The organism is Iningainema tapete BLCC-T55 (genome assembly GCF_014698965.1).
GTDB classification, from domain to species: domain Bacteria; phylum Cyanobacteriota; class Cyanobacteriia; order Cyanobacteriales; family Nostocaceae; genus Iningainema; species Iningainema tapete.
This window is the reverse complement of record NZ_JACXAE010000098.1, coordinates 270,527-293,791: the sequence shown is the minus strand read 5'-3', so window position 1 is coordinate 293,791 and position 23,265 is coordinate 270,527. Positions and strand designations below refer to the sequence as shown.

General features: G+C 38.8%; 22 protein-coding genes and 2 pseudogenes. 13 read left to right on the top strand and 11 right to left on the bottom strand.

Going from position 1 to position 23,265, the window contains the following annotated elements; genetic code table 11:
- The first annotated feature begins 62 nt into the window (after positions 1-62).
- The 5 genes and pseudogenes from ICL16_RS33355 to coaE all read left to right on the top strand — a co-directional run bounded on the left by ICL16_RS33355 (position 63) and on the right by coaE (position 4,575).
- On the top strand, positions 63-905 hold the full coding sequence (locus tag ICL16_RS33355) for a methyltransferase domain-containing protein (RefSeq protein ID WP_190835856.1): 843 nt from the start codon (positions 63-65) through the stop codon (positions 903-905).
- A gap of 47 nt (positions 906-952) precedes the next feature.
- Entirely contained in the window at positions 953-1,855 is a 903-nt protein-coding gene (locus ICL16_RS33350; RefSeq protein ID WP_190835855.1) for a homogentisate phytyltransferase, read from the top strand.
- A 24-nt stretch (positions 1,856-1,879) separates the two neighbouring features.
- Complete coding sequence (locus tag ICL16_RS33345) at positions 1,880-2,335, top strand: RrF2 family transcriptional regulator (protein WP_190835854.1); 456 nt, start codon at positions 1,880-1,882, stop codon at positions 2,333-2,335.
- 9 nt (positions 2,336-2,344) lie between these two features.
- A pseudogene (gene cobA, locus ICL16_RS47870) lies at positions 2,345-3,946 on the top strand (uroporphyrinogen-III C-methyltransferase).
- Positions 3,947-3,978: 32 nt separating this feature from the next.
- Positions 3,979-4,575: a dephospho-CoA kinase gene (gene coaE, locus ICL16_RS33335; protein WP_190835930.1), complete on the top strand. Its 597-nt coding sequence runs from the start codon at positions 3,979-3,981 to the stop codon at positions 4,573-4,575.
- A 12-nt stretch (positions 4,576-4,587) separates the two neighbouring features.
- Here coaE and ICL16_RS33330 read toward each other — a convergent pair whose 3' ends face one another.
- The 5 genes and pseudogenes from ICL16_RS33330 to ICL16_RS33310 form a co-directional block, all read right to left on the bottom strand.
- Positions 4,588-4,809 carry a DUF4926 domain-containing protein gene (locus ICL16_RS33330; protein WP_190835853.1) on the bottom strand — a complete coding sequence of 74 codons (222 nt, stop codon included), beginning with the start codon at positions 4,807-4,809 and terminating at the stop codon, positions 4,588-4,590.
- 8 nt (positions 4,810-4,817) lie between these two features.
- Complete coding sequence (locus ICL16_RS33325; protein WP_190835852.1) at positions 4,818-5,534, bottom strand: Uma2 family endonuclease; 717 nt, start codon at positions 5,532-5,534, stop codon at positions 4,818-4,820.
- 136 nt (positions 5,535-5,670) lie between these two features.
- A complete protein-coding gene (locus ICL16_RS33320) occupies positions 5,671-6,261 on the bottom strand; it encodes an SLATT domain-containing protein (RefSeq protein WP_190835851.1) in 591 nt (196 codons plus the stop codon).
- A complete protein-coding gene (locus ICL16_RS33315) occupies positions 6,239-7,111 on the bottom strand; it encodes an SMODS domain-containing nucleotidyltransferase (protein WP_190835850.1) in 873 nt (290 codons plus the stop codon). The genes ICL16_RS33320 and ICL16_RS33315 overlap by 23 nt, the downstream gene beginning before the upstream one ends.
- An 807-nt stretch (positions 7,112-7,918) precedes the next feature.
- A pseudogene (locus ICL16_RS33310) lies at positions 7,919-8,038 on the bottom strand (transposase); the annotation flags it as partial.
- Between the two features lie 868 nt (positions 8,039-8,906).
- On the opposite strand from ICL16_RS33310, the gene ICL16_RS33305 reads away from it, so the two are divergent.
- Genes ICL16_RS33305 through ICL16_RS33290 form a run of 4 tightly spaced genes read left to right on the top strand, consistent with a single transcriptional unit; the run spans position 8,907 to position 13,626 of the window.
- On the top strand, positions 8,907-9,740 hold the full coding sequence (locus ICL16_RS33305) for a hypothetical protein (protein ID WP_190835848.1): 834 nt from the start codon (positions 8,907-8,909) through the stop codon (positions 9,738-9,740).
- A gap of 47 nt (positions 9,741-9,787) precedes the next feature.
- Positions 9,788-11,251, top strand: a complete 1,464-nt coding sequence (locus ICL16_RS33300) for a hypothetical protein (protein ID WP_190835847.1) — start codon at positions 9,788-9,790, stop codon at positions 11,249-11,251.
- 2 nt (positions 11,252-11,253) lie between these two features.
- Positions 11,254-13,137, top strand: coding sequence for a pentapeptide repeat-containing protein (locus ICL16_RS33295; RefSeq protein ID WP_190835846.1), 1,884 nt, complete (start codon positions 11,254-11,256; stop codon positions 13,135-13,137).
- Positions 13,138-13,179: 42 nt separating this feature from the next.
- Positions 13,180-13,626: a hypothetical protein gene (locus ICL16_RS33290; protein ID WP_190835845.1), complete on the top strand. Its 447-nt coding sequence runs from the start codon at positions 13,180-13,182 to the stop codon at positions 13,624-13,626.
- 19 nt (positions 13,627-13,645) lie between these two features.
- Here the strand turns inward: ICL16_RS33290 and ICL16_RS33285 are convergent, their stop codons facing one another.
- Positions 13,646-14,092 (bottom strand): hypothetical protein, encoded by a 447-nt coding sequence (locus ICL16_RS33285; protein WP_238361068.1) that lies wholly within the window; start codon positions 14,090-14,092, stop codon positions 13,646-13,648.
- A 2-nt stretch (positions 14,093-14,094) separates the two neighbouring features.
- The gene (locus ICL16_RS33280; protein ID WP_190835844.1) at positions 14,095-15,153 is read right to left on the bottom strand and encodes an AAA family ATPase; all 1,059 of its coding nucleotides are present in this window, start codon (positions 15,151-15,153) and stop codon (positions 14,095-14,097) included.
- 264 nt (positions 15,154-15,417) lie between these two features.
- Between ICL16_RS33280 and ICL16_RS33275 the strand changes: the two genes are divergently transcribed.
- Complete coding sequence (locus tag ICL16_RS33275) at positions 15,418-15,705, top strand: hypothetical protein (protein ID WP_190835843.1); 288 nt, start codon at positions 15,418-15,420, stop codon at positions 15,703-15,705.
- On the top strand, positions 15,702-17,765 hold the full coding sequence (locus tag ICL16_RS33270) for a P-loop NTPase family protein (RefSeq protein ID WP_190835842.1): 2,064 nt from the start codon (positions 15,702-15,704) through the stop codon (positions 17,763-17,765). The genes ICL16_RS33275 and ICL16_RS33270 overlap by 4 nt, the downstream gene beginning before the upstream one ends.
- Before the next feature lie 52 nt (positions 17,766-17,817).
- Here the strand turns inward: ICL16_RS33270 and ICL16_RS33265 are convergent, their stop codons facing one another.
- The 3 genes from ICL16_RS33265 to ICL16_RS33255 all read right to left on the bottom strand — a co-directional run bounded on the left by ICL16_RS33265 (position 17,818) and on the right by ICL16_RS33255 (position 20,552).
- Positions 17,818-18,519, bottom strand: a complete 702-nt coding sequence (locus ICL16_RS33265) for a Uma2 family endonuclease (protein ID WP_337907176.1) — start codon at positions 18,517-18,519, stop codon at positions 17,818-17,820.
- 191 nt (positions 18,520-18,710) lie between these two features.
- Positions 18,711-19,013, bottom strand: coding sequence for a ferredoxin (locus ICL16_RS33260; protein WP_190835841.1), 303 nt, complete (start codon positions 19,011-19,013; stop codon positions 18,711-18,713).
- 144 nt (positions 19,014-19,157) lie between these two features.
- Positions 19,158-20,552, bottom strand: a complete 1,395-nt coding sequence (locus ICL16_RS33255) for a TldD/PmbA family protein (RefSeq protein ID WP_190835840.1) — start codon at positions 20,550-20,552, stop codon at positions 19,158-19,160.
- 243 nt (positions 20,553-20,795) lie between these two features.
- Between ICL16_RS33255 and ICL16_RS33250 the strand changes: the two genes are divergently transcribed.
- Positions 20,796-21,983: a glycosyltransferase family 4 protein gene (locus tag ICL16_RS33250; protein ID WP_190835839.1), complete on the top strand. Its 1,188-nt coding sequence runs from the start codon at positions 20,796-20,798 to the stop codon at positions 21,981-21,983.
- Between the two features lie 111 nt (positions 21,984-22,094).
- On the opposite strand, the gene ICL16_RS33245 is transcribed toward ICL16_RS33250, so the two are convergent.
- Entirely contained in the window at positions 22,095-22,469 is a 375-nt protein-coding gene (locus ICL16_RS33245) for a hypothetical protein (protein ID WP_190835838.1), read from the bottom strand.
- 215 nt (positions 22,470-22,684) lie between these two features.
- On the opposite strand from ICL16_RS33245, the gene ICL16_RS33240 reads away from it, so the two are divergent.
- Entirely contained in the window at positions 22,685-23,215 is a 531-nt protein-coding gene (locus tag ICL16_RS33240) for an orange carotenoid protein N-terminal domain-containing protein (protein ID WP_190835837.1), read from the top strand.
- Positions 23,216-23,265: the final 50 nt, after the last annotated feature.

The window sequence follows — 23,265 nt, the reverse complement described above, 5'->3', positions numbered from 1 at the left end:
AACTCATATGGTAGCCTACCACTATTGGCTACTTGAATTGAGCTTTGTCTTTACATTTTTTTATGAGTGCAACATTATACCAGCAAATACAGCAGTTTTACGATAGTTCTTCCGGTTTGTGGGAACAAATTTGGGGTGAACATATGCACCACGGTTATTACGGTGCAGATGGTACAATTAAAAAAGACCGTCGGAGAGCGCAAATTGATTTGGTTGAAGAACTCCTCCTCTGGGCAGAAGTAAAAGAAGCAAATCACGTTCTTGATGTGGGTTGTGGAATTGGTGGTAGTTCTTTATACTTGGCAAATAAGTTGAATGCTCGCGCAACAGGAATTACTTTGAGTCCGGTGCAAGCTGCTAGGGCGACGGAACGCGCTCTAGATTTGGGTTTGGCAGCGAGGACTAATTTTTTGGTTGCGGATGCTCAAGCTATGCCTTTTGGTGATAATTCTTTTGATTTGGTTTGGGCTTTGGAAAGTGGTGAGCATATGCCGGATAAGGCTAAGTTTATGCAGGAGTGTTACCGGGTGCTTCAGCCTGGTGGTACTTTGATTATGGTGACTTGGTGTCATCGCCCGGTTGATGGTTATCCTCTTTCGGCGGATGAGGTAAGTCTTTTGCAGGAGATTTACCGGGTTTATTGTTTGCCTTATGTGATTTCTTTGCCGGAGTATGAGGCGATGGCTTGTAGTTTGGGATTGCAAGGTGTTCGTACTGCTGATTGGAGTCGGGCGGTTGCGCCTTTTTGGGATGTGGTGATTGATTCGGCTTTTTCTTGGCAGGCGATTTGGGGTTTGCTTTTTTCGGGTTGGAGTACGATTGAGGCGGCTTTGTCTTTGGGTTTGATGCGTCGGGGTTATGAGTGTGGGTTGATTCGGTTTGGTTTGTTGTGTGGGAAGAAGTAGGAAGAATATGAACCGCCAAGGCGCAGAGGGCGCAGAGTGAGGAGAGGATGAGTGAGTTTTCGAGTTGGTTTTATGCTTTGTGGAAGTTTTCGCGTCCCCATACGATTGTTGGTACTAGTTTGAGTGTTTTGGGGTTGTTTTTGATTGCTGTTGCTTTTGGGGATGGGGGTTTTTCTTTGTTGCCTGTTTTGGGTAGTTGGGTTGCTACTTTGTGTGGCAATGTTTATATTGTGGGGCTGAATCAGTTGGAGGATGTGGAGATTGATCGGATTAATAAGCCTCATTTGCCGCTGGCTTCTGGAGAGTTTTCTCGGAGGGAGGGGCAGTGGATTGTGGGGGTAACTGGTTTTTTGGCTCTGCTTTTGGCTTGGTTGAATGGTCCTTTTTTGTTTGGGATGGTGGCTGTTAGTTTGGCGATTGGTACTGCTTATTCTTTACCTCCTATCCGTTTGAAGCGTTTTCCTTTTTGGGCGGCTTTGTGTATTTTTTCTGTCCGTGGGGCGATTGTCAATTTGGGGCTGTTTTTGCATTTTAGTTGGGTTTTTCAAGGTAGGCAGTGGTTTATTCCTTCGGCGGTGTGGGTGCTGACTGTGTTTATTTTGGTGTTTACGAGTGCGATCGCTATTTTTAAGGATATCCCTGACATGGAGGGGGATCTTAAGTACAATATTTCTACTTTTACGATTAAACTCGGTCAATCTGCAGTTTTCAATCTGGCTCGTTGGGTGTTAACTGTTTGTTATGTGGGCATGATTCTGGTTGCTGTGCTAAGACTGGCTGAGGTGAATTCGCTTTTTCTGGTTGTTACTCATGTTTTGGCACTGGGTTTGATGTGGTGGCGGAGTTGGGATGTTGATTTGCAAGATAAAGTTGCTATTTCCCGTTTTTACCAATTTATCTGGAAACTCTTTTTCTTGGAATATTTGATTTTTCCTGTTGCTTGTTTTTAGTTGTTGTTGGAGATTTTTGCTTTTATGAGTTTTTTCTTGCCTGTTGAACTCTCGAATAAGTCTGAATATGCTCTTCTGGCTTTGTTGGAATTAGCAAAAAGTTATCCTAGTGGTGAGTCTTTGCAAATTCGTCAGATTGCTGAGTTGCAAAATATACCCAATCGTTATTTGGATCAATTGTTGGCGATGTTGAGGCGTGGCGGTTTAATTAAGAGTATTCGCGGTGCTAAGGGTGGTTATGTTTTGGCACGAGAACCAGAAAAGATTACACTTTTTGATGCTTTAGATTGTATTGAAGGGTTAAATGCTGGTTGTGGCGATGAAAAGGATTCTAATAAAACTATAGAAAGTGCTGTGATTGATGAAATTTGGCAGGAGGCTCTTGGTGCTGCTAATTCTGTTCTACAAAATTATACTCTGAAAGATCTTTGTGAGCGCCGCGCAAGTCGTCGTCAAATGGAACTTATGTATTATATTTAGGGCAAAAAAATGACTTTTGAGCAGGGCAAAGTCTACCTTGTGGGTGCAGGACCAGGAGATGTGGCATACCTGACGGTAAAAGCTTATCATCTTTTGGCTCTCGCTCAGGTGTTGGTTTACGATGCCCTTGTTGATGCCCAGTTGTTGCAATGTGTGCCAGCTAATTGTTTGCAGTTGGATGTGGGTAAGCGTGGTGGTAAGCCGAGCACGTCTCAAGCAGAAATTAACAATTTACTGGTAAAATACTGCCAACAGGGTAAACAAGTTGTCCGGCTTAAGTCGGGCGATCCGTTTATTTTTGGTCGTGTAAGCGAGGAAATTGAGGCTCTCATTGCGGCAGGTTGCGCGTTTGAAGTGATTCCTGGTATATCTTCTGCCCTAGCTGCACCATTGCTTGCCGGAATTCCTTTGACAGATCCTGTTTTGAGTCGGTGTTTTGCTGTGTTTACGGCACATGAACCGGATGCTTTGGATTGGGAGGCTCTATCACGGTTGGAAACACTGGTGATTTTGATGGGAGGAAAACATTTAGGAGAAATTGTACATCGGTTGTGGCTTCAAGGGCGATCGCTCTCCACACCCATAGCTATTATCCAAAGTTGTGGAACTGAGCGACAAAAAATTTGGACTGGTTCGCTAGAAAATATTGTACAGCAAATATCCGGTGAGTCGCTGTCGCCATCAGTAATTGTGATTGGTGAAGTTGTAGGGTTACGTAGCTACTTGACAAATTGAAAAAATGTATTTAAGGCTCTTATGTCAGTACTCCCCAAAACTATGTCAACCAACCCCCTCCCCGCTCCTCCCCCCCTCGCAGGCAAAACAATTTTGGTGACTCGTTCGGTTGAACAGTCAAACAACTTTACGGAAATTCTCACCACAATTGGTGCTACCGTTATAGAAATGCCTGCATTGGAAATTTGTCCACCTTCAAGTTGGGAAGCATTAGATCGTGCGATCGCTCATGTATCTAATTTCGACTGGTTAATACTCACGAGTACTAATGGTGTAGAATACTTCTTTGAACGTCTCAATACACAGGGTAAAGATGCTCGTGCTTTGGCAGGAATCAAAATTGCTGTTGTTGGTAAAAAAACAGCCCAGAGCCTCAAACAACGCAATCTCGAACCCGACTACATTCCCCCAAACTTTGTTGCTGACTCTTTAGTAGCAAACTTCCCTGAAGAGTTGACAGATAAAAAAGTATTATTTCCCAGAGTTGAAAGCGGTGGAAGAGAAGTTTTAGTTAATGAATTAAGTGCTAAGAAAGCAAATATAGTGGAAGTTCCAGCATATCAATCTTGCTGCCCCAAAACCATTCCACCCTCAGCCGAGATAGCGCTGCTCAGTGGAAATGTGGATGTAATTACCTTTGCCAGTTCCAAAACTGTACAATTTTTCTGTCAACTAGCAGAAAAAATATTCAAAGAAAACTCCGACAGTTCACCTTTGATTATAGCAAATTATTTAGAAGGAATTTGTATCGCTTCTATCGGTCCCCAAACCTCTCAAACTTGTCTTTCTCTAATTGGGCGCGTAGATGTAGAGGCAGAAGAATACACATTAGATGGATTAGCTCAAGCATTGATAAAATGGGCAACAAATTATTAAATGTAGAGACGCGACATGTCGCGTCTCTACAAATGAATAAACGGATAATTGGGTTAACAGGAGGCATTGCTACAGGCAAAACAACTGTCGCCAATTATTTGGCAAGTGCTTACAGTTTACCAATTTTGGATGCAGATATCTATGCTAGAGACGCTGTATCTATCGGTTCACCCATTCTTGATGCCATTGCTCAACGTTACGGACAACAAATTTTACTTGCAGATGGCAACCTGAATCGCAAGTATCTAGGTGAAATTATCTTTAATAGTCAAGAGGAACGCAATTGGGTAGAACAATTGATACATCCTTATGTGCGCGATCGCTTTCTCAAGGAAATTGCCGACTCACCCGCACAAACATTAGTACTTGTTGTACCTTTACTCTTTGAGGCAGGCATGACAGATTTAGTTACAGAAATCTGGGTAGTAAGTTGTGATGAAGAACAGCAACTGCAAAGATTAATACAGCGCAATAATTTAACTAAAGAGCAAGCACAAGCCCGAATTCAAACTCAGCTAACCATTGCAGAAAAAGCCGCTCGTGCCAAGGTTGTTTTAGATAATACGAACTCATTAGAAGAACTGCTTAAGCAAGTAGATGCAGCATTTATAGATCCCCGACTTCTTTGAGAAGTCGGGGATCTAGTTGGAATACACAGAGGAAACAGACACGGCAATTGGCTCAATTTGTGACTTGGATACCTCAACCGTATCCTGGGAAATCAATCCTTCTAAGCTGTAGCCATCTTCCTCGTCTTCTGGCATTGAATAGTATTCCACAATTGTTCCTACCGCGCCTTTCTTTAAACTGTATTCTGGAATATTCTGACTCAGCGCAACTTCTGTAAAGAGTAGAAATTTCATTTTTGTGTCTAGATTTGGTTTGGATCAATTCCTGCTGCTCGTAAACGTTCTGCTAAACGTTCGGCTCGTAGTCGTTCCTGTGTTAATTGTTCGGTGATTTGCTGCAATTGTTGGTTTGCTTCTTCCTCTGGAAAAAGGATCAATTGTCCGTCGGTAGTAAAGAATCGCAATTTACCCTCATAAACGCCCAAATATAATCCCAACTGCTCACTCCATAACCAACCCTGAAAATTTGGTGTTATTTCTTGATATTTACCGTCGAGTAAATGAAATCCCTTGAATTCGTAATTCTCAGGATCGAACCAAAAATAATCTGGTGTTCTAAAGATGTCTTGGTAAATTTGCTTTTTCACTCCTTTATCTACTTTAGCTGTTGAGTCAGACAGTAACTCAATGATGACGTTGGGGTATTTGCCACCCTCTTGCCAGACTACCCAGCTTTTACGATCTTTCTTTTCTGTATCCAGTACTACAAAAAAATCTGGTCCGCGAAATTCTTCAGATTTTTTTTGATTGGGGCTAAAGTAAACTGTTAGGTTCCCAGTAACGTAAAAATTATTACGTTCCCGCCACAACCATTTAATTAGGCGGATCAATAAGTCTATTTGATCCCGATGTTTGTCACTTTCCAATGGCGGTTCGTCACTCAGTAAATCTCCTGGTGGAAATATAACATCTTCTGCTACATTTTGAATTGTGGAAACTTCGGTCACTGGTTGAGACATAACACGGTTCCTTGGCTTTATTACCCATAATACCAAATCCGATTTTTATAACCCTCTTTAAAATGTAGAGACGCGACATGTCGCGTCTCTATAGGATTGAACGGTTTAACAAATATGTGGGTATAAAAAGCAACGATTAGTTATTACGTTTTAAAGTAGTTGGTAAAAAACTATCTATTTCTTGTTCAGAAAAAGTCATTTGTTCTTCTATCTGTAAAGCTTTTTGTGCCTTTTTATAAGCTTGTTGATTAGTGCGTGGGGCATTTTGATATATAGCTGCAACTGTATTTTGTAAAGCATCTCGCTTTGTTTGTATTTGGTCTAAAGTTAGACTATTAACTGCAATATCTGTCAGCAAAGACAGATAAGACTCTCTAATTTGCCAAAGCTTATTTGCCGTTTCTGAATGTTTCTGCGCTAATTCTCCTAAATCGTAGTCTTGTGTGTAAGTATTTAGAGCTAATAGAATAGTAGAAAATACTGCTCCCAAAATAGTACCTATTTTACCTTCACCAAAAATGCTGATTAATAGAGTTCCCGTTGTAATTGCTGATAAAATAATTTGCCAATTCTTGATAGTAGTGAGTCTTTTTAAGCAAATATCAGCACATTTTTCATGTACTACATGGGTGTACACTACTCTACCATAACACTCTCTAATCTGAGATTCAAGCGCAAATTTTCTTTGGTTTTCATCTGATTGACTAACTTGGATAGGCTGCACCATAAATTTTTCTCCATGTCTGTCTAGCAGACCAATTCATTCCTTTCGATTCATATTTAATTGCTTCTATAGCTATGTTATAGCACTGCTTTGCTTTATATTCAAACACCCCTTTTCTCCAAATATATTCATTACTCCCAGCTGCCTGCCAGTACTTTTGTTCAATATTTTGATTAGCTAAGTAAAGGAAAAAGTCTCGGCTCATGCGGTCATAATAAAGGTATGATTCTTCTCTATGCTCCCAATTTTCTAGAAAATTATATGCTAAGGTGTCTATCAATAGACCACCCATTGGTACAGACCAACGCTTTTTCCATACCCTGATCATTCTACATAACCGCTTTAAGTTTCCATTACACAAAATGTTTCTCTCGGCGATCGCATTTATTTCCGGTATGGGTTTGGTTATTTTCCAACTGCCACCGTTATTTGCATCGGGATAAGTAAAACTGCCATCTTCGTTCTCAAAAGCGGGTACTACTTCAAATTTCATCCCATCTGCGAAATATACAACAACAACTTGTCCATCTCCACCAATGTCTGTGCCAGGATATGTGATTTGGATAGAATTCTTAAGGTATTGTAACAGAGCAGATTGTCCATTATACAGGTAATTACTGAACCTGTCATAATTTTTTCGTGGTAAAATAAATATCATATCCAAATCACTAACGCCAATTGCTGTATCTCTACCATAAGAACCAACAAGAAGACTATGCTCTGTATCAGAGAATGAGTTCCAAAAGTCTATGTTTAGGCATTTGGTTATCGTTCTATATCTAGCAGAGATGTTACTACGATCGACTATGGTTAAGTTATCGCAAAAAGTCTTAAAATCTTCGCCAACGTCCATTGTTACTAGTTAACTTTAGAACTAAGTATCTAATACGCTATCTTAAATGAAATTACGTAAATTTGATGATAGAAAGATGACACTTGTCTAAATGTACTATGTGTTACTTGTTAAACTTGGATCGCCTTAGTGTTACTATTGAGAGCGTATACCAGTAGTAATACTGTACTTTTCCGACACTTTGCGTTCAGCTTTGATTAAATTTTGATACTAATTCTTTTTATCTTTACACTGTACCAGATCTCCTACTGTCCCTGAAAACAAGATACCCGACTTCGCAGAAGTTGTCGGGTATCTTGGTGTTTTTAAGTAATTATACTGAAGTAATTTTCCTATAGATATAATAAAATATTACTAGTATAAATTAAATCAAATCTATATCTGTATAGTAGATTATAATTAAGAAATAATACTTATTTAAAGTCTTTGTTTCTACTAAAAAGCAACAATTTTATGCTTGATTGTGAGGCGCGAAAGTATTAAGTATGGATGTTTTTGCTGGTTCAAAGACAATAGGAGAACTTGATGAAAGTGCTTTCTTCAAGATGTCTCTCGATTTTTTCTGCATTATCGGGCAAGATGGGTACTTTAAAAAAGTAAACTCAGCGGGCAAGAAACTGTTAGGGTAGGATTGTCAAGACTAAACTCTGGCTTTTCATTATAGTGCAGGGTTGTAAAAAGTTACGAATTTGTTAACACTAATTTTATAGGTGTGAGCGTGATTTTTAGATTGATAGGGAGCAGAGTGTCAAAATGGAGTTGGTATCGTTGATAGATGGTTTATCGCTGTCCCCTTTGATCCAGATGCTCTTCCGGTAGGTTTCGCCACGGCGCTCCGGTTCTGAATATCCAGAGGATACCATTGACAACCAGGCGGTAGTCATGATTTGGTTTACCAGTTCGGGGTTTCCGGGTTGTAAGTAGCATTTTTAACTTATATCACCTAACATTACTTAAGTCTCCTCGGTTCATCAATGCACCCAGCGTTCGTCGAAGACATTGGCGCAGCCATCGCCTTTTTCAGGATATAACAAGTTTGAAAACACCCTCTAACCCAACGCTCCTTACTGGAAATGCCATGCCTCCACCACTCCACTTGTCAAAAAACGACATTTATCTGGAATCCTATTTTGTAAATTTGTAGTATTATGGAGAGCCAATTTTTGTAAATGTTATCATCCGTAGCACCTATGCACATTAGTATTACAGACGACCTCAAGTGCAGGTTTCATGCAGCTTGCGTCTTGTAAGGTCTGAAAACGAGTTTTCAATGGTTTCAACCCCACCTGATTTCTAAAACCAGCGCAGTATTGATTGGGGTGCTTCCTTGTCTCAGTGTGGCTGGCGTGATCGCATTGGTGAACCATTCCAGAGTTGCAACCTTTGCTTGAACTATTATATCCGTATATTTTCTTACTACTACATCTACTAAATTATGTGATGTAAATCACGTAATATTGTGATTCTTTGTTTTTTTAATAAAAAAACAAAAAGAGCAAAAGAAGGTAAACATTAAGTAAATTGTGCTTCCCATTAATACCCAAAGTACTTAAGTAGCTGTTATAGTGAGAGTAATTTAGAACAAATTTTGATAAATATCTGGAATACAGATGAGAGAATTGGTAGTTAAGTTAGTAGATTTCCGCCTAAATATATGCATGTAGTATGAATGGATACTGTGACCATCTACAAAATCAGCAATGCTTAACTCACACTAAAAGCTACCTACAGCCACAATTGTGAACAAATAGTACTTATTTTGCAGATTTAGATACATTGAATCATACAGGTGTAAATGAAAATTTTCTACAAATTTCTAGTAATTAGTGCAACTATTATCCTGGCTAATTTAGTGGTGACCTCCTGTAAGCAACAATGTGAATTTACAACTCAAGACGCTCAGAAGGAAAGTGTGCAACTGAATGATTCTCTGTACAGTCGCATATTTGGAAGTAAAAGCTGCTCTCCTCACAAGTTAGTATTGAGATTACCCGTCAACATTAATCTAAAAACACAAAGGCAAGACCAAGTATTAACTAGCAAAGATTTCACACCAAAAATTACGACTTTGGTTACATTTTCTAGTAAATATAAAATTTTTGATATTAGTCGCATAGATGAATATTCTAATGGTTTTATTTATACAAATAAAGATACTTGTCTTGCCTGGAAACCGTCTTATGATAATAAACAACAAGTTCTGTATTTGAGCATGGAGAGAAACCTTCAAATTCGTAATCCCAATATTAAAAGTGTTATTTTCTTGGTTTCTCTACCACTTGAAATGAAAGAAGCTGGAGTGAATATAACTCTTGAACGTTATGTACGGGATAAAGATACATCAAAAGTCGGAGCCATAAATTATTTCAATTTTACCAGACAATATCCAATATTAAAAAATTTGTTAAGACAAAAAGGAAAAGGAAGTATAAATACAAGTGAGGCTTTTAATGAAGGTAAACAAGTTAGTAATGAAGTAGCCAGAGAATTTTTAGAGATAAGTGATACAGGTGGAGTTCTTCTTGAACGTGATTTGGAATCGATGATAGAGGCGAAATACAAAAAAACTTATTGGGATAGTCCTGAATCTCCTGCTTGCGAAATTCCCAAAGATTTAAAACAATTGTAGCTTATTGATTGAAGTACAAAAATTATCAATCTCCTTAAGGAGTAAACATGACTGTAAATGAACCAGGCAGACAAGAGATTGAAGAACAGCACCAAAATTATATTGAAAATCCAAAATACCGTAAACAACTTGAGAAGTGGTATAAAGAAGAACAAACACGTCAAAGAATTATATTTTTGATATTATTAATTGTTTTATGCTGTCTGAGTTTTGGGCAGTTTGCAATATTAGACTACTCTTTTGGAGAAAGGCTTGCTCTGTCAGATAGCGACAAGATATTCGTATTTCCGATTAAAGGTATACTCAGTTTACTTGTAACGGCGGCTTTACCTATAAGTACGCTAGTAGATGAATCAGAAATTCTTGGGCAAAACATCAAAATATCTTTGTTTGGTATTATTAAATTTTCACCAATACTTTTTATAGTCTTACCAGGAGATTTATTACTAACATTCCAAGCAGTATTAGTAGGAAATCAAAATGCCAAATATCCAGACCCATTTCTTCCTGCTATAGCTTTTGCTTTAGCAGCTATTTCTTCAACTTTTGCTTTTTATCTAAGCAAAGGTATAGTTGCTGCTTATAAAAGATATATGTCCGCTCGTGAGGAATTACAAACAATAATTATATATGGTGTTAACCCTAGACCGTTCTACAAAAATGCGGAACAAATTAGATTAAATGAAGAGTATGAAGCAGCCGTGAAAGAGGCTGAACAGACAAAGACAGAGCTAGAAGATATAAGAAAAGAAAAACAAAATTTAGAAAATGAAAAAATAAAAGACCAAGAGAAATTAGAGCGACTTCAGTTCCAAGAAGCAGAACAGGTTCAAAAAATACAAGAACTAGAACAAAAAAGACAAGAACTAGAAAGACAAATCAGCGCTTATAAAAGTCATGCAGATTCAGTAATTCAACTAAAGACTAACTTTAATAAAATCAGTAAGCCCATTAGAGAGTTAATTTCTCAGGGTAAAAAGATGTTTGAAGATTTCGCTGGGCTTGACGAATCTATCAAAGATTTAAAGTTCCCTTCACTTGAAGTAAGTCCAAGCGTAAATGGTAATGGCAAAATTGTAGAAATACCAAGATATTACTGGAGATGGCAAAATTCTAATTCATCGTGGCAAGACTTACAACTACCGTCTGAGTTGTCTCCTGTTGGTGTTAACTTTTTAAGCTCATTAAGCACAATGGCACAACAACAGGAGTTACCTGTACCTAATAATATAAGAAATTATGCTCCAAGACAAGAATTAGCACAGTGTTTAGTAATAGATTTTGAAAACTATGGTGTTATTGTCTATTGCCGAGATGAAGGATACAGAAAAATTGGTGAAAAATGGGACGAACAAGCTGAGAGTGATTTTGAGGGGAAATTGGTTAATGACCAGATAAATGGGTATTATACTTTAGAGTTTACTGCTCAAGAAGTCATGAGAAATCAGTCAGGAGTATTAGAGCGAATCAAAGATGCAATTAATAGCAAGATGGATGGGGAAGCTAATTAGTTATGAAAATAAGTTTTGCTATTGGACCCAAAGAGAGAAATATTACCCAGCCCGAAGCATTCGATATAAGCTATGAGCATAAAGGTTGCATTTGTACTGTAATGGTTTATGGAGATATCAATAAACCTCAGGTGTTGGTAGTCCCTCCTACGCCATTGCCAACAATTCCGATTTCGAGATACTGGTTTTTCATGAATATCTCTTGGTCAAAACTAGATGGCTTTGAGTTTAATCATTACAGTGATCCTGAAATTACCACTCATCTAAACTCCGCTGTTTGTAATTCCACTGTGGGTATATTGAGAGGTGAAGATAAAATACAAATCAATAACACTTTTCTTACCCTAACCTTTAGAGCAGAGGTAAGTCAAACAGACTTAAGTAAGAATGACCCAATAATATTTTTGGAAAAATGTAGCGAATTTGGTATAAGGGTAGCCAATGTTGAATTGTCAGAATTTCAAAGTTTATACAAACTCAACTGTTCTGGCATCAAATTATACAATGTAGTATTTATTAACTCCGATATTAGAGAGGCTGATTTTAATAGTTCTAGTTTTAACGATGTCAAATTTATCAACTCAAACCTTGAAAGAGCAAATTTTAGTAATTCTCTCTTCTCTAAAGTTGAACTTTTAGCAGCAAGGTTAAGAGAAACAGTTTTTGATAACTGTCGTGTTTTTTACAACAAATCAAGAATAGAAAATGACGAAACTCTTATTTTCAATAATTGTGATTTAACTAACTCCAGCTTTGTCAAAGCCGTAATTTCTAGTAAGCTTGAGTACTCAAATTTATCAAATGCAGACTTTTCAGAAGCAAAACTTGTAGCTTGCAAGCTTTATGATTGTACGTTAAATGGAACGATATTTACTAAATCTATATTTAGTTCTTACGAAACACAAAGTAATAATCCTAAAAAGCCAAGCACAAGTAGTGGCGGACTAATTACCTGCTATATTGGACCTAAATCAGAAACTTATACAACAAAAGGAGTCGCTAATCAAGGAAATATTACTAATTGTAAATTTGATAGCGCATCAATGAATTTTGTTGACCTCAGCAATAATTTGATTAAAAGTTGTGACTTTGAAGCTGCTGATTTGTCAAAAGCTAAGCTTTCTAATTGCGAATTTATTGGAACCGCCTTTAATGGTAGAACACTCAAACCAGCAAATCTTTCATCAGCTGATACTTCTTTTAGTGTATTTAGAGAAGAGTGTAATTTAAATGAAGTAAATTTCACTCGCGTTAGAATGATTGAATCTAGAATAGAAAAGTGCAGGTGTGTAAGAAGTATTTTTTACGGAGCTAGATTGATAAGCAGTTATTTTGTTGATAGTAACCTAACAGGTGCTGATTTTAGAAATGCTGATTTAACAATGATTAATTTAGATAAATGTCTTCTTAGCGGCGCTAACTTCTTTAAAACTATCAGGGGTGGTATAAACTTAAATATACAAACTGTCAATGAGCAAAGTAACAAAGAAGAACAAATAAATATTAAGAGCAGTTGTGATATTAAATTTATTGATTGGAGTCCCAAAAAAGATGGCGAAATTCAAATAAACGAGAATGATTTTTTGAGTATAATTATAGGAAGTAAATCAGCAGTGTCTGTTATATCTAATCTTTCTAAAGAAAATCCATCCGTCATATCATACATCTATAATCAAGCTCAAGCGGAAGCAAATGCTCAAAGCGCTGGTAATGATTTAAATGATGCCTCAGTTAATATTGATGGTGATGTTAACAATGGTGACATTAGTGGAGGCAGTATTGAAACTCAACCCTATGGAGTTTCTGAGCAAGACGAAGAACAGATCCCGGAAAATTATGACTCCTACTCTGGTGAATCTTCTAATAAAGAAGATGAGCAAGAATAGTGTTCTCTCAATTTAAACACTTTTTGTTAATGAGGTAGAAGCATGGCTAATGAAAATGATGCATCTGTAAGAATTGGTGGCAGCACCAATAAGTCAAAAGTCAGAGGTGGAAAAATTGATACTGTGCTGGGTACAGAATCCACAAAAAATAATGTGTCTGTATCTATTGATAAGGATGTAACTGATTCTTCTGAAGTAGAAGCTGGTACAATCAAAATTTCTGAATCAATAGATATCGCCAAACTCAAAGCAGAACTTAGGGCAGAAATTCAGCCGTTTGTAGAACAACTAGCTCAGTCTGCTATTACTCGAAATGAAGCTGTAGCAACTGAGGCTATCAAAGAGGAAATCAAGACTAATCCAACTCTCAAACAGCGGCTCCTTAGTGCCCTAAAAGCAGGTGGTACAGAGGCATTAAAAGCAATATTCAATCACCCTGTTGTTAGCGTTTCTGTTGAGACAGTAAAGGGATTTCTGGAAGCTAGTTAGGGCTTGAGTAGCAATAGAATCAGCCTGCAAGCGACGGTAGACGGTTATACCTTAGCCGTATTTTTTTGTAATTTTGACGGGACACCCACCGCCACTGAAGGCGCGGCTCCCTTTGCGAGCCGCGCCTTGCGCGGAACTGCACCCATCCCAAGAGATCGGCGTTTAATAGGTAATTCTCCACGCAAGCACGGTGGGTAAGAAACATGGACTTTAGTTGGATCAATTCGATATTGTCAGTAGGTTGAGCGTCGAAATCTCGGTCACGAAAAATGATGTACCTTTGATTTGTAGCTTGTTCTCTAGAAAAGTAACCTTGAGTAAAGATCGAAAAAGTAAATTTACTACCAGAGGGAACAATGGTAGGCTTATCTATTAATAGGTTCTCCACGACTCTGTTGAGTAGTCTAAAATCTAAACTGGTTTGCTTGCCCTCACAAAAAATAACTTTGCCACTAACGACACTCACAACTACACCTCTAACCGAATAATATATGCTTCAGGCACTAATTGCTCCACATAATCAGAGTGTGTTGTAATAATGAACTGATTATTTGTGCCTAACTTAGGCAAAGCTCTCAGTAACGCCTGTTGCATTGGTGGATGGAGGTGCAATTCAATCTCATCAATCAGAATAACAGAGTTGTGAATATTCCAACTGGCAAAGTCCATTAGCATTGGAAAGATAGCACGCTCACCCCCAGACATCTCAGAAATTTCATACTGGTTTCTTCCGTCATACAGATAAAACCAGGGTTCGCTCAGGATGTCGTCTAAATTCTCTCGCAGAACTGGACCTTCAAAGCTGCGTTCGGGAAAGACTGCTTTGTAAGCTCTTTCAATTTCGGCATATAAATCCTTTTGCCCTGGGCGTAGTTGATGTTTGCTGATTTCAAAATCTTGATGAAATTGTCGCCACTTGGATAGGCGATCGCGCAAAAGATCTTCTGTAATTTCCAATTTACGATCAAGGTCTTCAGTGGTTAAGCTTGTTGAAGTTCTCTGCTCTGTGTACCAAAGGATTGTACCAACTCGTTCAAAGACTTGGAATCCTTCAGTTCGACGCAGTTGTTTAGCGTATTCTCGTCCTTTAAATTGAAACAATTCAGCCGCACTGTCGGCAATAACACGCCCATTGTGCCATCTAAGGGTCACAATATGCTTTTCAGCAGGAGGATGCAAATCACGCCCTAAAGAGCTTAATTTTTGTTGGAAATCACGCACAGCTTGGAGTTCACTAGATGAAAACTGCACATCTATAGTCACCTCCGGCTCAAATTGTCCCCAGTTATTTCCAAGCAGTTCATAGTTAAATCCTGCCCATTCTAAATCGGAGAGTGTCTGTAAGCGTCCAGTGGCTGTACCCAGGGTTGCTGCGATCGCTTGGCATAGACTTGTTTTCCCAGCACCGTTCATTCCGATTAGGACAATCATATCTCGTGCCAAACCAGTTTCTGGATCTGTGAAATCAAATACCCCAGAAGACCGAAATTTCTTGAAATACTTTAGCTGAACGGATTGAACTTTCATTTTGCAAGCCTGCTTAGCTGGAGAAACAGTGATTGGCAGCGGTTTTTCAACGATTAGAGCATGATGGCAATACTCACAAATATAGCTTATAAAGCTTATACCAACCAGCATTTAACCAATAGCATTGCTTAAATGTCTTAAGACTGCTGTGACAACCGCACAGAGAAACAGGAGTGACTAAACAGTGTTTTTACCGATTGCATTACGTTTTTGTTCAGCCAGAATTAACAACAATGGATTTAACATTGTGTGGAGCAAAAGTACATGATTTCTGGTGTTTCGAGCCTGAATGTTCAAGATTTGCAACAGAATGCAATCAACTCGTTGGAAAAAATCAGTTGTCTCATGCACCGTGCCAGTACAGGATTTGGTTCTCACAGTACTAACCAAAAGTATGCAGATTTTGAGAAGCAAGTTAGCTTGGAGGCTGACAAGGTAAAGAACCTGGAGTTGAGAATGGCAATTGTCGCGCCTATGAAAGCTGGAAAATCGACGATTATTAATGCAATTGTCGGTCAAGAGAGATTCTGCCCAGTCGCAACTCTGCCATGACGATGTTACCTACTGAGGTTGTTTTTCAAGCTGAACTGAAAGAGCCTGTTTTAACTCTTAGTGACCAAATTTTGGAAGTTTTCCAAGATACACTTTTGGCTTTACGCAGTCGTGAGCAAATGGATAAAGAAACACAGCAGGAAATGAATAAATATCCCCATCTTACTGACTTGCTTAGGAAAATTCAAGATCAACAGGAATTGGCTTTTAATAAAGAAAATAATGGGCGTGAACAGATTATTGATACTTTAACGGTTCTGAACGATATTATCCGGCTTTGTAGCATTATAGAACCTTCTTGTGACCCGCTTGGTAAACTTCTGGAGGTTCCGCGTGTTAAAACTCCTTTTTGGAGGTTGGCAACAAGCAACCAATCGCAAATGTTGGGTAATTTAGTAATAGTCGATACCCCTGGACCTAACAAAGCTGGTGAAAACCTTAGACTAGCTGCCGTGGTGGCAGATCAGCTAAAAAAAAGCTCAATGGTGTTAATTGTCCTAGACTTTACTCAACTAAATACCAAAGCAGCAGAAGAAGTTAAAAAGCAAATTAAGCCAGTGATTGAATTACTGGGCAAAGATAACCTGTATGCTCTAGTTAATAAGGTTGACCAGCGTAGAAAAGATGGTATGACTCTTGAGCAAGTGCAGGAGTTTGTTGCTGCTGACCTACAAATAAGTAATAGTGAGACAAAACGGGTTTTTGAAGTATCTGCTAGGAGAGCATTTTATGCTGCTGATTTTTTGCAGGAAGCAGATAATTATTCAGAATCAGAACTTCAGCACAAACCAAAGGCACGTGCGTTGGCTGAAGAAGTATACGGTTTTGATTGGGAAGATGAGCTGAAGGTAGCAACGGTAGAAGCGTTAAAAGATAAAGCAGAGAAGCTTTGGAAAAAATCAGGATTTACACCATTTCTAGAAAAGGCACTTAATAATATTCTGGAACAAGTTGCTCCACGCTGTATTAAGTCTGCACTTAAGCTTAGCCTTAATAGACTTAAAGCATTAAGTAGCGATCTTAGCTTACAGATAAGCTCGCTTGAGCAAGATGAAAGCAAAATTAGGTCAGAAATTGAAGCTTTACAAGCTGATATGGGTGAATTAGAAACTCGTCGTGAGTTATATCAGCCACAAATTGATCAGATTATTTTTGACTTAAAGAATGACATAAATGATTGCCTGGATAAAATAAAATATAAATTTTTACATACATTAGATTATTCTAAGCTGGAAAACGCTAAATCTTATTCGGTTGCTTTCAGTCCATTATTAAATGACTTTGACTTTCAGAAAATTCTTAACTGCCAACCAATTCAGCTAACAAATATTTTCTTAAATCATCTTAAGAGAATAAATATAACAAACTTTACATTTGTATCTAAGGAAGAAGCAGAAAATGCTTGCCATCAAGTTTCAGACTGTTTAAAGGAATTTATAGGAGTTTTAATTACAAAGATAAATCAGAATATTGAGGCAATAATTAACTATCATGCCAATAGAGTTCATCACGTATTAAATGAACATGTAATGAAAATTATTGAAAATGCCCAAAAGCGATTAGAAGAAAAATTTAATATCAGTCTTTGCTTAGAAGCGCCAAAATTTAAGATTAATGCTATCAATTTATTGACATATTTACGTAATCAATCTATTTCTGAATCAAAAGTAGACATTAGCATTAAACTTCATAATTACTTTATAAAATTCTTTAATTACAAGGTAGAAAGACTAATAATTAAAGAAAAAAACTACTATATTAATCTTGCATCGTATGTCAATTTTGCCAATGAATTAATTTTTCAACAAGTCACAGAGATTGAACAAGAACTTCAATTATTTTTGTCTGAAGATTTTGATTATAGAATCAACTACTACCTTGAATCCCTCAAAGGTTATTTGACTAACTATCAAGTAAATTTAGCTCAAGCAATAAAAGACAAGTCTCTATCGGCTGAGGAATTTAAAAATTTAAAACAAACACTCTATTCATTGATGCAGGAGACTAAAGAACTGACAGAGCAAGCAAACCAACTACTACATCGCTCAAGCAATTGGTAAATAAGTTGTAAAGTCATATGTTACGTCAGCGTTAACTTAAAAAGTAACGCTCTTAAGACTGCTGTGACAGTTGCTGCACAAACGCGGCGTGTTCGGTGGAATTCAACCCTTGTTGCAGCACTGCTAAAACCTGCTTCATGTCTTGTGCTAGTAAATCTTGTACCGCTAACCACAAACCAGGAAATACATTACTCTTAATTATACCATCTGCGTCAGGTTCTAGTGGTACATACTCGCCGTTTTGTAAGCTGAACCAGTCGAGTTTATTTTCCAAAACCCGCCAGACGATGTACTCCTGAACACCGTTGCGTCGGTACGCCTGTTTTTTGTCGTGCAAGTCGTTTGATGCACTGCTGGCTGCTACTTCTGCTACTAATTCTGGTGCGCCTTCTATATAATCATCCTCACTTATTCGTGCTTGTCCCCCCAGTCGCTCTTCAATGAAAAGCACAACATCGGGTTGTGGTTCATTGTCTAAATCTAGGCGAACTGTAGAATTATCGCCCGACTCCACGCCCGGAGTAGAAACCTGATAAGTGCCCAACCACGTAATTAACTGTAGATGAGGTTTTCCATGACTTCTAAAACGTAACGGTGATGCCACGTATACGACTCCTTCAATTAATTCTGCTTTTTTAATATGCGGCATCGCTGTATAACGACGTTCAAATTCGTGACGAGTTAAGCGATCGCCACTTTCTAAAGGCGGGATGCGATCACTTTTGATAGCGCCATGTTCCATTGAAGTAGTCACGAGCTGATTCCTCTGGAGTGCTGGTAGCTCAAATTTAGCATTGCTGAAGGAGGACTGTGTTGTAGGCGTTACCTACCTTTGGGATGAATTTTTGAATTTGCCCAAATCCCTGTAGAGACGTTGCATGCAACGTCTCTACGGCCGAGGTGATTTTTTAAATTCATTCGCATGATTTGGCAACGCCCACAAATTTATGGGTTGAGTGCTTCTTCTTGATGAGTTTTAATGGTGCAGTTAGAAGTTGGATATGCGTAACAGGTTAGTACATTTCCTGCTGCAATTTGGTCGTCGTCTAAGAAAGTCTGATCAGATTGATCGACTGTACCCTCAAGAAGTTTACCGTTACAACTAGAACAAGCTCCGGCGCGACAGGAGTATGGTAGATCTAATCCATTTTCTTCTGCAGCATCGAGAATATACTGATCGTCCTCAACATCAATGGTGGTGTCTAACCCTTCTTCTTCATTAACTAATCTGACTTTATAAGTTGCCATGTAGTGTTCCTCTGAATTAATAGAAACGGCAGTCTGTGTTTTTCACCTTGCTATTTGTGTCTGACTCAACACAAGAATAAGTGTTTTCCACTAACTCCGTTTCTAATCCTACGGTATTTTGGTATCTCAGAGGAAATTAGATGCCTAAGCTTCCCCTCCAACCACTACATCACGTATCCTTAAACTGGGACCACCACAACCTACAGGTAAGCCGTTTTGTCCACCTTTACCGCAACCGCCAGATTCATCCCAGTAGAAGTCGTTACCGATCGCCTCTATATCACTGAGAGTTTGGAACACATTACCAGAAAGTGTGACATCTTTCACTGGTTCAGCAATTTTGCCGTTTCTAATCATCCATGCTTCTGCGGCGCTAAAGGTAAACATTTCCCCATTCGTCATGCCACCCAACCAATTACGAGCATAAACTCCTTCTTTAATATCGGTAAATAAATCTTCAACAGGCGTTTTTCCGCGTTCAATCCAGGTATTTGTCATCCTCACAATCGGAGCATGGTTATAACTAAGACACCGTGCATTACCTGTAGGCGCTTCATCTAATTTACCTGCTGTTTCCCGTGAATGAAGCCTTCCCACTAAAATTCCATCTTTTATCAGTTGCGTAGTACTAGCAGGTGTACCTTCATCGTCGTAATAATAGCTACCACGATGTCCTTGTGGTGCTGCACCATCAAAAATTTGCAAATCAACAGAACCAAACCGTCTTCCCAGAGTCATCACTTCCAACAAATCTGGGTTTTCGTATGCCATATCTGCTTCGCTCAGATGCCCAAAGGCTTCGTGAACAAATAAGCCAGTGAGAATTGGATCGATTACTACAGTGTAGGTATTACCTTTTACTGATGGCAGAGATAAAGCTGCTACTGCTCTTTGTGCGGCGTTTTTGACTTGTTCATCTAAACTAGTTAAATCTTCATAAGCTTTACGCGAACCAGTGGTTTCTCTTCCTGTTTGCACTGTTTCGCCGTTTCTGGCTGTGGCGGCGAAGCGCATTTCCATATCTACCCAAGATTGTTCGATCAATGTTCCTTCACTGGTAGCAAGAATTACCCTTTGGGCGCTGTCTCCGTAACGTACAGAGGTAGTGGTAATGCGATGATCGACGCTTTTGAGTAATTGGTTGTAGCGATCGCACAATTCTTTTTTCTTGACTATAGATATTTTCCTCGGATCGGTTCCACTCAACGGCAGATTGCATACTGCTTGCACGCTTTCTATTGGAGCTAATACAGTTTCTTCATCACCAACCATTCGTGCCCCTGTGATTGCTTCTTCGATGCGAGCTTCAATTGTCTCCAGACGGTTAAAGCTGCTTAGCCCCCATCCACCTTGATAACAAGCCCGAATCTGCCCACCTACGGAGATACCTTCACTCAGGGTTTCTACCTTGTCGCCACGAAACAAGATGTCAGTTTCTTCGGCTTCTTCAAGGCGAATCATGAGATAATCTACCCTAGATGAGTAGCGGGCGATCAGGTCAGAAAGATAATTTTGTGCATCTGCAAGTATATTCTGCATTTGTAAGACCTGAAAAATGACTAAGATCTATTGTGCAATAAATATGTCGTTGTAGGGATAGACATTCTCCATAAATCTATTCTCACTGCTTGCAACAACAGTGTCGTTACCATTAAACTATTCACAAAGATATAAAAAAACTGAAAATTTTTGCTAAATGCTATTGTGGCAACAGTCACACTTGTATTTTGAGATAAATGTAGAAAATTATAGATTTGTAAAAGCGAAGGGTCAAAGGAGCAGATGAAGATACTAGTACTGAGTTGGGAATTTCCGCCGCGTATAGTTGGAGGAATAGCACGTCATGTGGCGGAGTTGTACCCGGAACTAGTAAAGTTGGGACATTCAGTCCACTTAATTACACCGGAGTTTGGTCAAGCACCGATGTATGAAGTAGTAGATGGAGTACAGGTGCATCGTGTACCAGTGGAGAATGGTAATGATTTTTTCCACTGGGTAGTTAACCTTAACGAAAGCATTGGGCTGCATGGGGGTAAGCTTCTGTTAGAGGAAGGTCCTTTTGATTTAATTCATGCTCATGATTGGTTAGTTGGAGATGCAGCGATCGCGCTCAAGCAGAATTTCAAGTTACCGCTAATTGCGACAATTCACGCTACAGAATACGGTCGTCATAACGGTATTAACACTGAAGTACAAAGTTATATAAATAGCAAAGAAACATTGCTAGCTTACAATGCTTGGCGGATAATAGTTTGCACAGACTACATGAGACGGGAAGTAGAACGGGCGTTACACAGTCCTTGGGATAAAATTGATGTGATCTATAATGGTATCCGACCAGAAAAAAAACGACACCACCAAGATTTTCATGGTCAAGATTTTCGTCGCCAATTTGCTGAAGACGACGAAAAAATCGTTTATTATGTAGGTCGCATGACCTATGAAAAAGGTGTATCTGTATTGCTAAATGCCGCTCCCAAGGTGTTATCAGATATGGGGGGTTACGTTAAGTTTGTGATTATTGGTGGTGGCAATACCGATCATCTCAAACGTCAAGCTTGGGATTTGGGGATTTGGCACAAATGTTATTTTACAGGCTTTATGTCCGATGAATACTTGGATAAATTTCAAACTATTGCCGATTGTGCTGTATTCCCCAGTCTTTACGAACCCTTTGGTATTGTTGCTTTAGAGAGCTTTGCCTCTCGCGTTCCGGTAGTAGTTTCTGACACTGGTGGTTTTCCGGAAGTAGTGCAACATACTAAAACAGGTGTAGTAACTTATACTAATAATCCAGATTCCCTCGCTTGGGGAATTTTGGAAGTATTGAAAAACCCAGGTTATCGGCAGTGGCTGAGTGATAACGCATACGAAGATTTAGAGCGACGCTTCAGTTGGGCTAAACTTGCTAAACAAACTGACGATGTTTACAAGCGGGTAGTGCAAGAGCGTCAGCAGGTGGTGTGGTAGTAAAAATGGCATTTTAACTTGACCAAATTTCTGTAGAGACGTTACATGTAACGTCTCTACAATTAGATGTCATTTTTAAAGATGGTTGTCAAAACTGAATTTGGTATAAATTTACTTTTTCGGTTTATTTTCCAGAGCTTTTTTTACCAAATCATCGCTAACATTACTTTCACCTTCTTGTGTAGAAGTATTAACATCTTTCGCCATTTCTAAGTAATCGTCAGGATTGCCAGTGGGCTGTGCAGTTGTTTTTGTTTCTTCTGGCTGAGATACCTGTTGCTGTGGTGCAGTAGCTTCTGTAGCAGCTTTTGCACCTTCAGGTGTGCGATCAATACTACTAGTGCTTAACTGCTGTGCAGCTTGGTAATCTGCTTCCATATCTACGGTGGGAGCTTTTTCTTCACCGCTAGCTATTCTCTCGGCGGCTAATTGTGCATCCTGGGTAGGAGCTTGCTGAGCATTTGGCTGAATCTTTTCTTCTGCCATGTATATCCCCTCCGATCATTTCTATCAACTGAGCAATTTTACCAAAGATCACTATTGCATCCTTGATATCTGTAGGTAGATATTTCACCTCTATTGAAAGATAGATAAAAATCGCACAATTTAATTTATATAAATATCTCGCTAGGAGGCTGATTTGGATTTGTAAACTCTGATACGCCTTATTCTGGACAGTTTAATAATCGCTGAGAAAAGTTATGACAGCAAATTACGATAAAAGTACACCCCAAGCTTTAAGCAATGAAACTCAAAAAGCGGTAGAAGCATTTAATGCGTTAGATACTGATGCAAAACTAGGTTGGTTTTATTTAGTTTACAAAAAAATGGGAGACTCCATCACCCCAGCCGCCCCTCCAGCAGCAGAACCTGAACTAGCACCGAAGCTACTAGGAGATTATTATAAACTGTCTCATGAAGAACAACTTGCAATTATGCGGCAAATTGTCAACAGAGAAGATACTGAATATTCCCGTGCTTATGGCGCAATCAAAGAAAACAACCAGTTGTTTGTTTGGTATGCTTGGGCAGAAGCTATGGGCGATACTGTAGTGGGAATGCCAGCCAACTACCAACCAAGCAAAGCTGAAAACGATCTGCTTTCCCAAATAGAAGGGCTGGAATTTGAAGAACAAATGTCAATCTTTCGGACAATCGCTGGTGAATTGGGCTACAGCGATGTCAAACCCATTGAGACACAAGCAGAAACGGGTAAAACACCGAGTCTGTAATTGCTAATTGTTAATAGCTAATTGTTAATTGTATTCAAACAAATAACAAT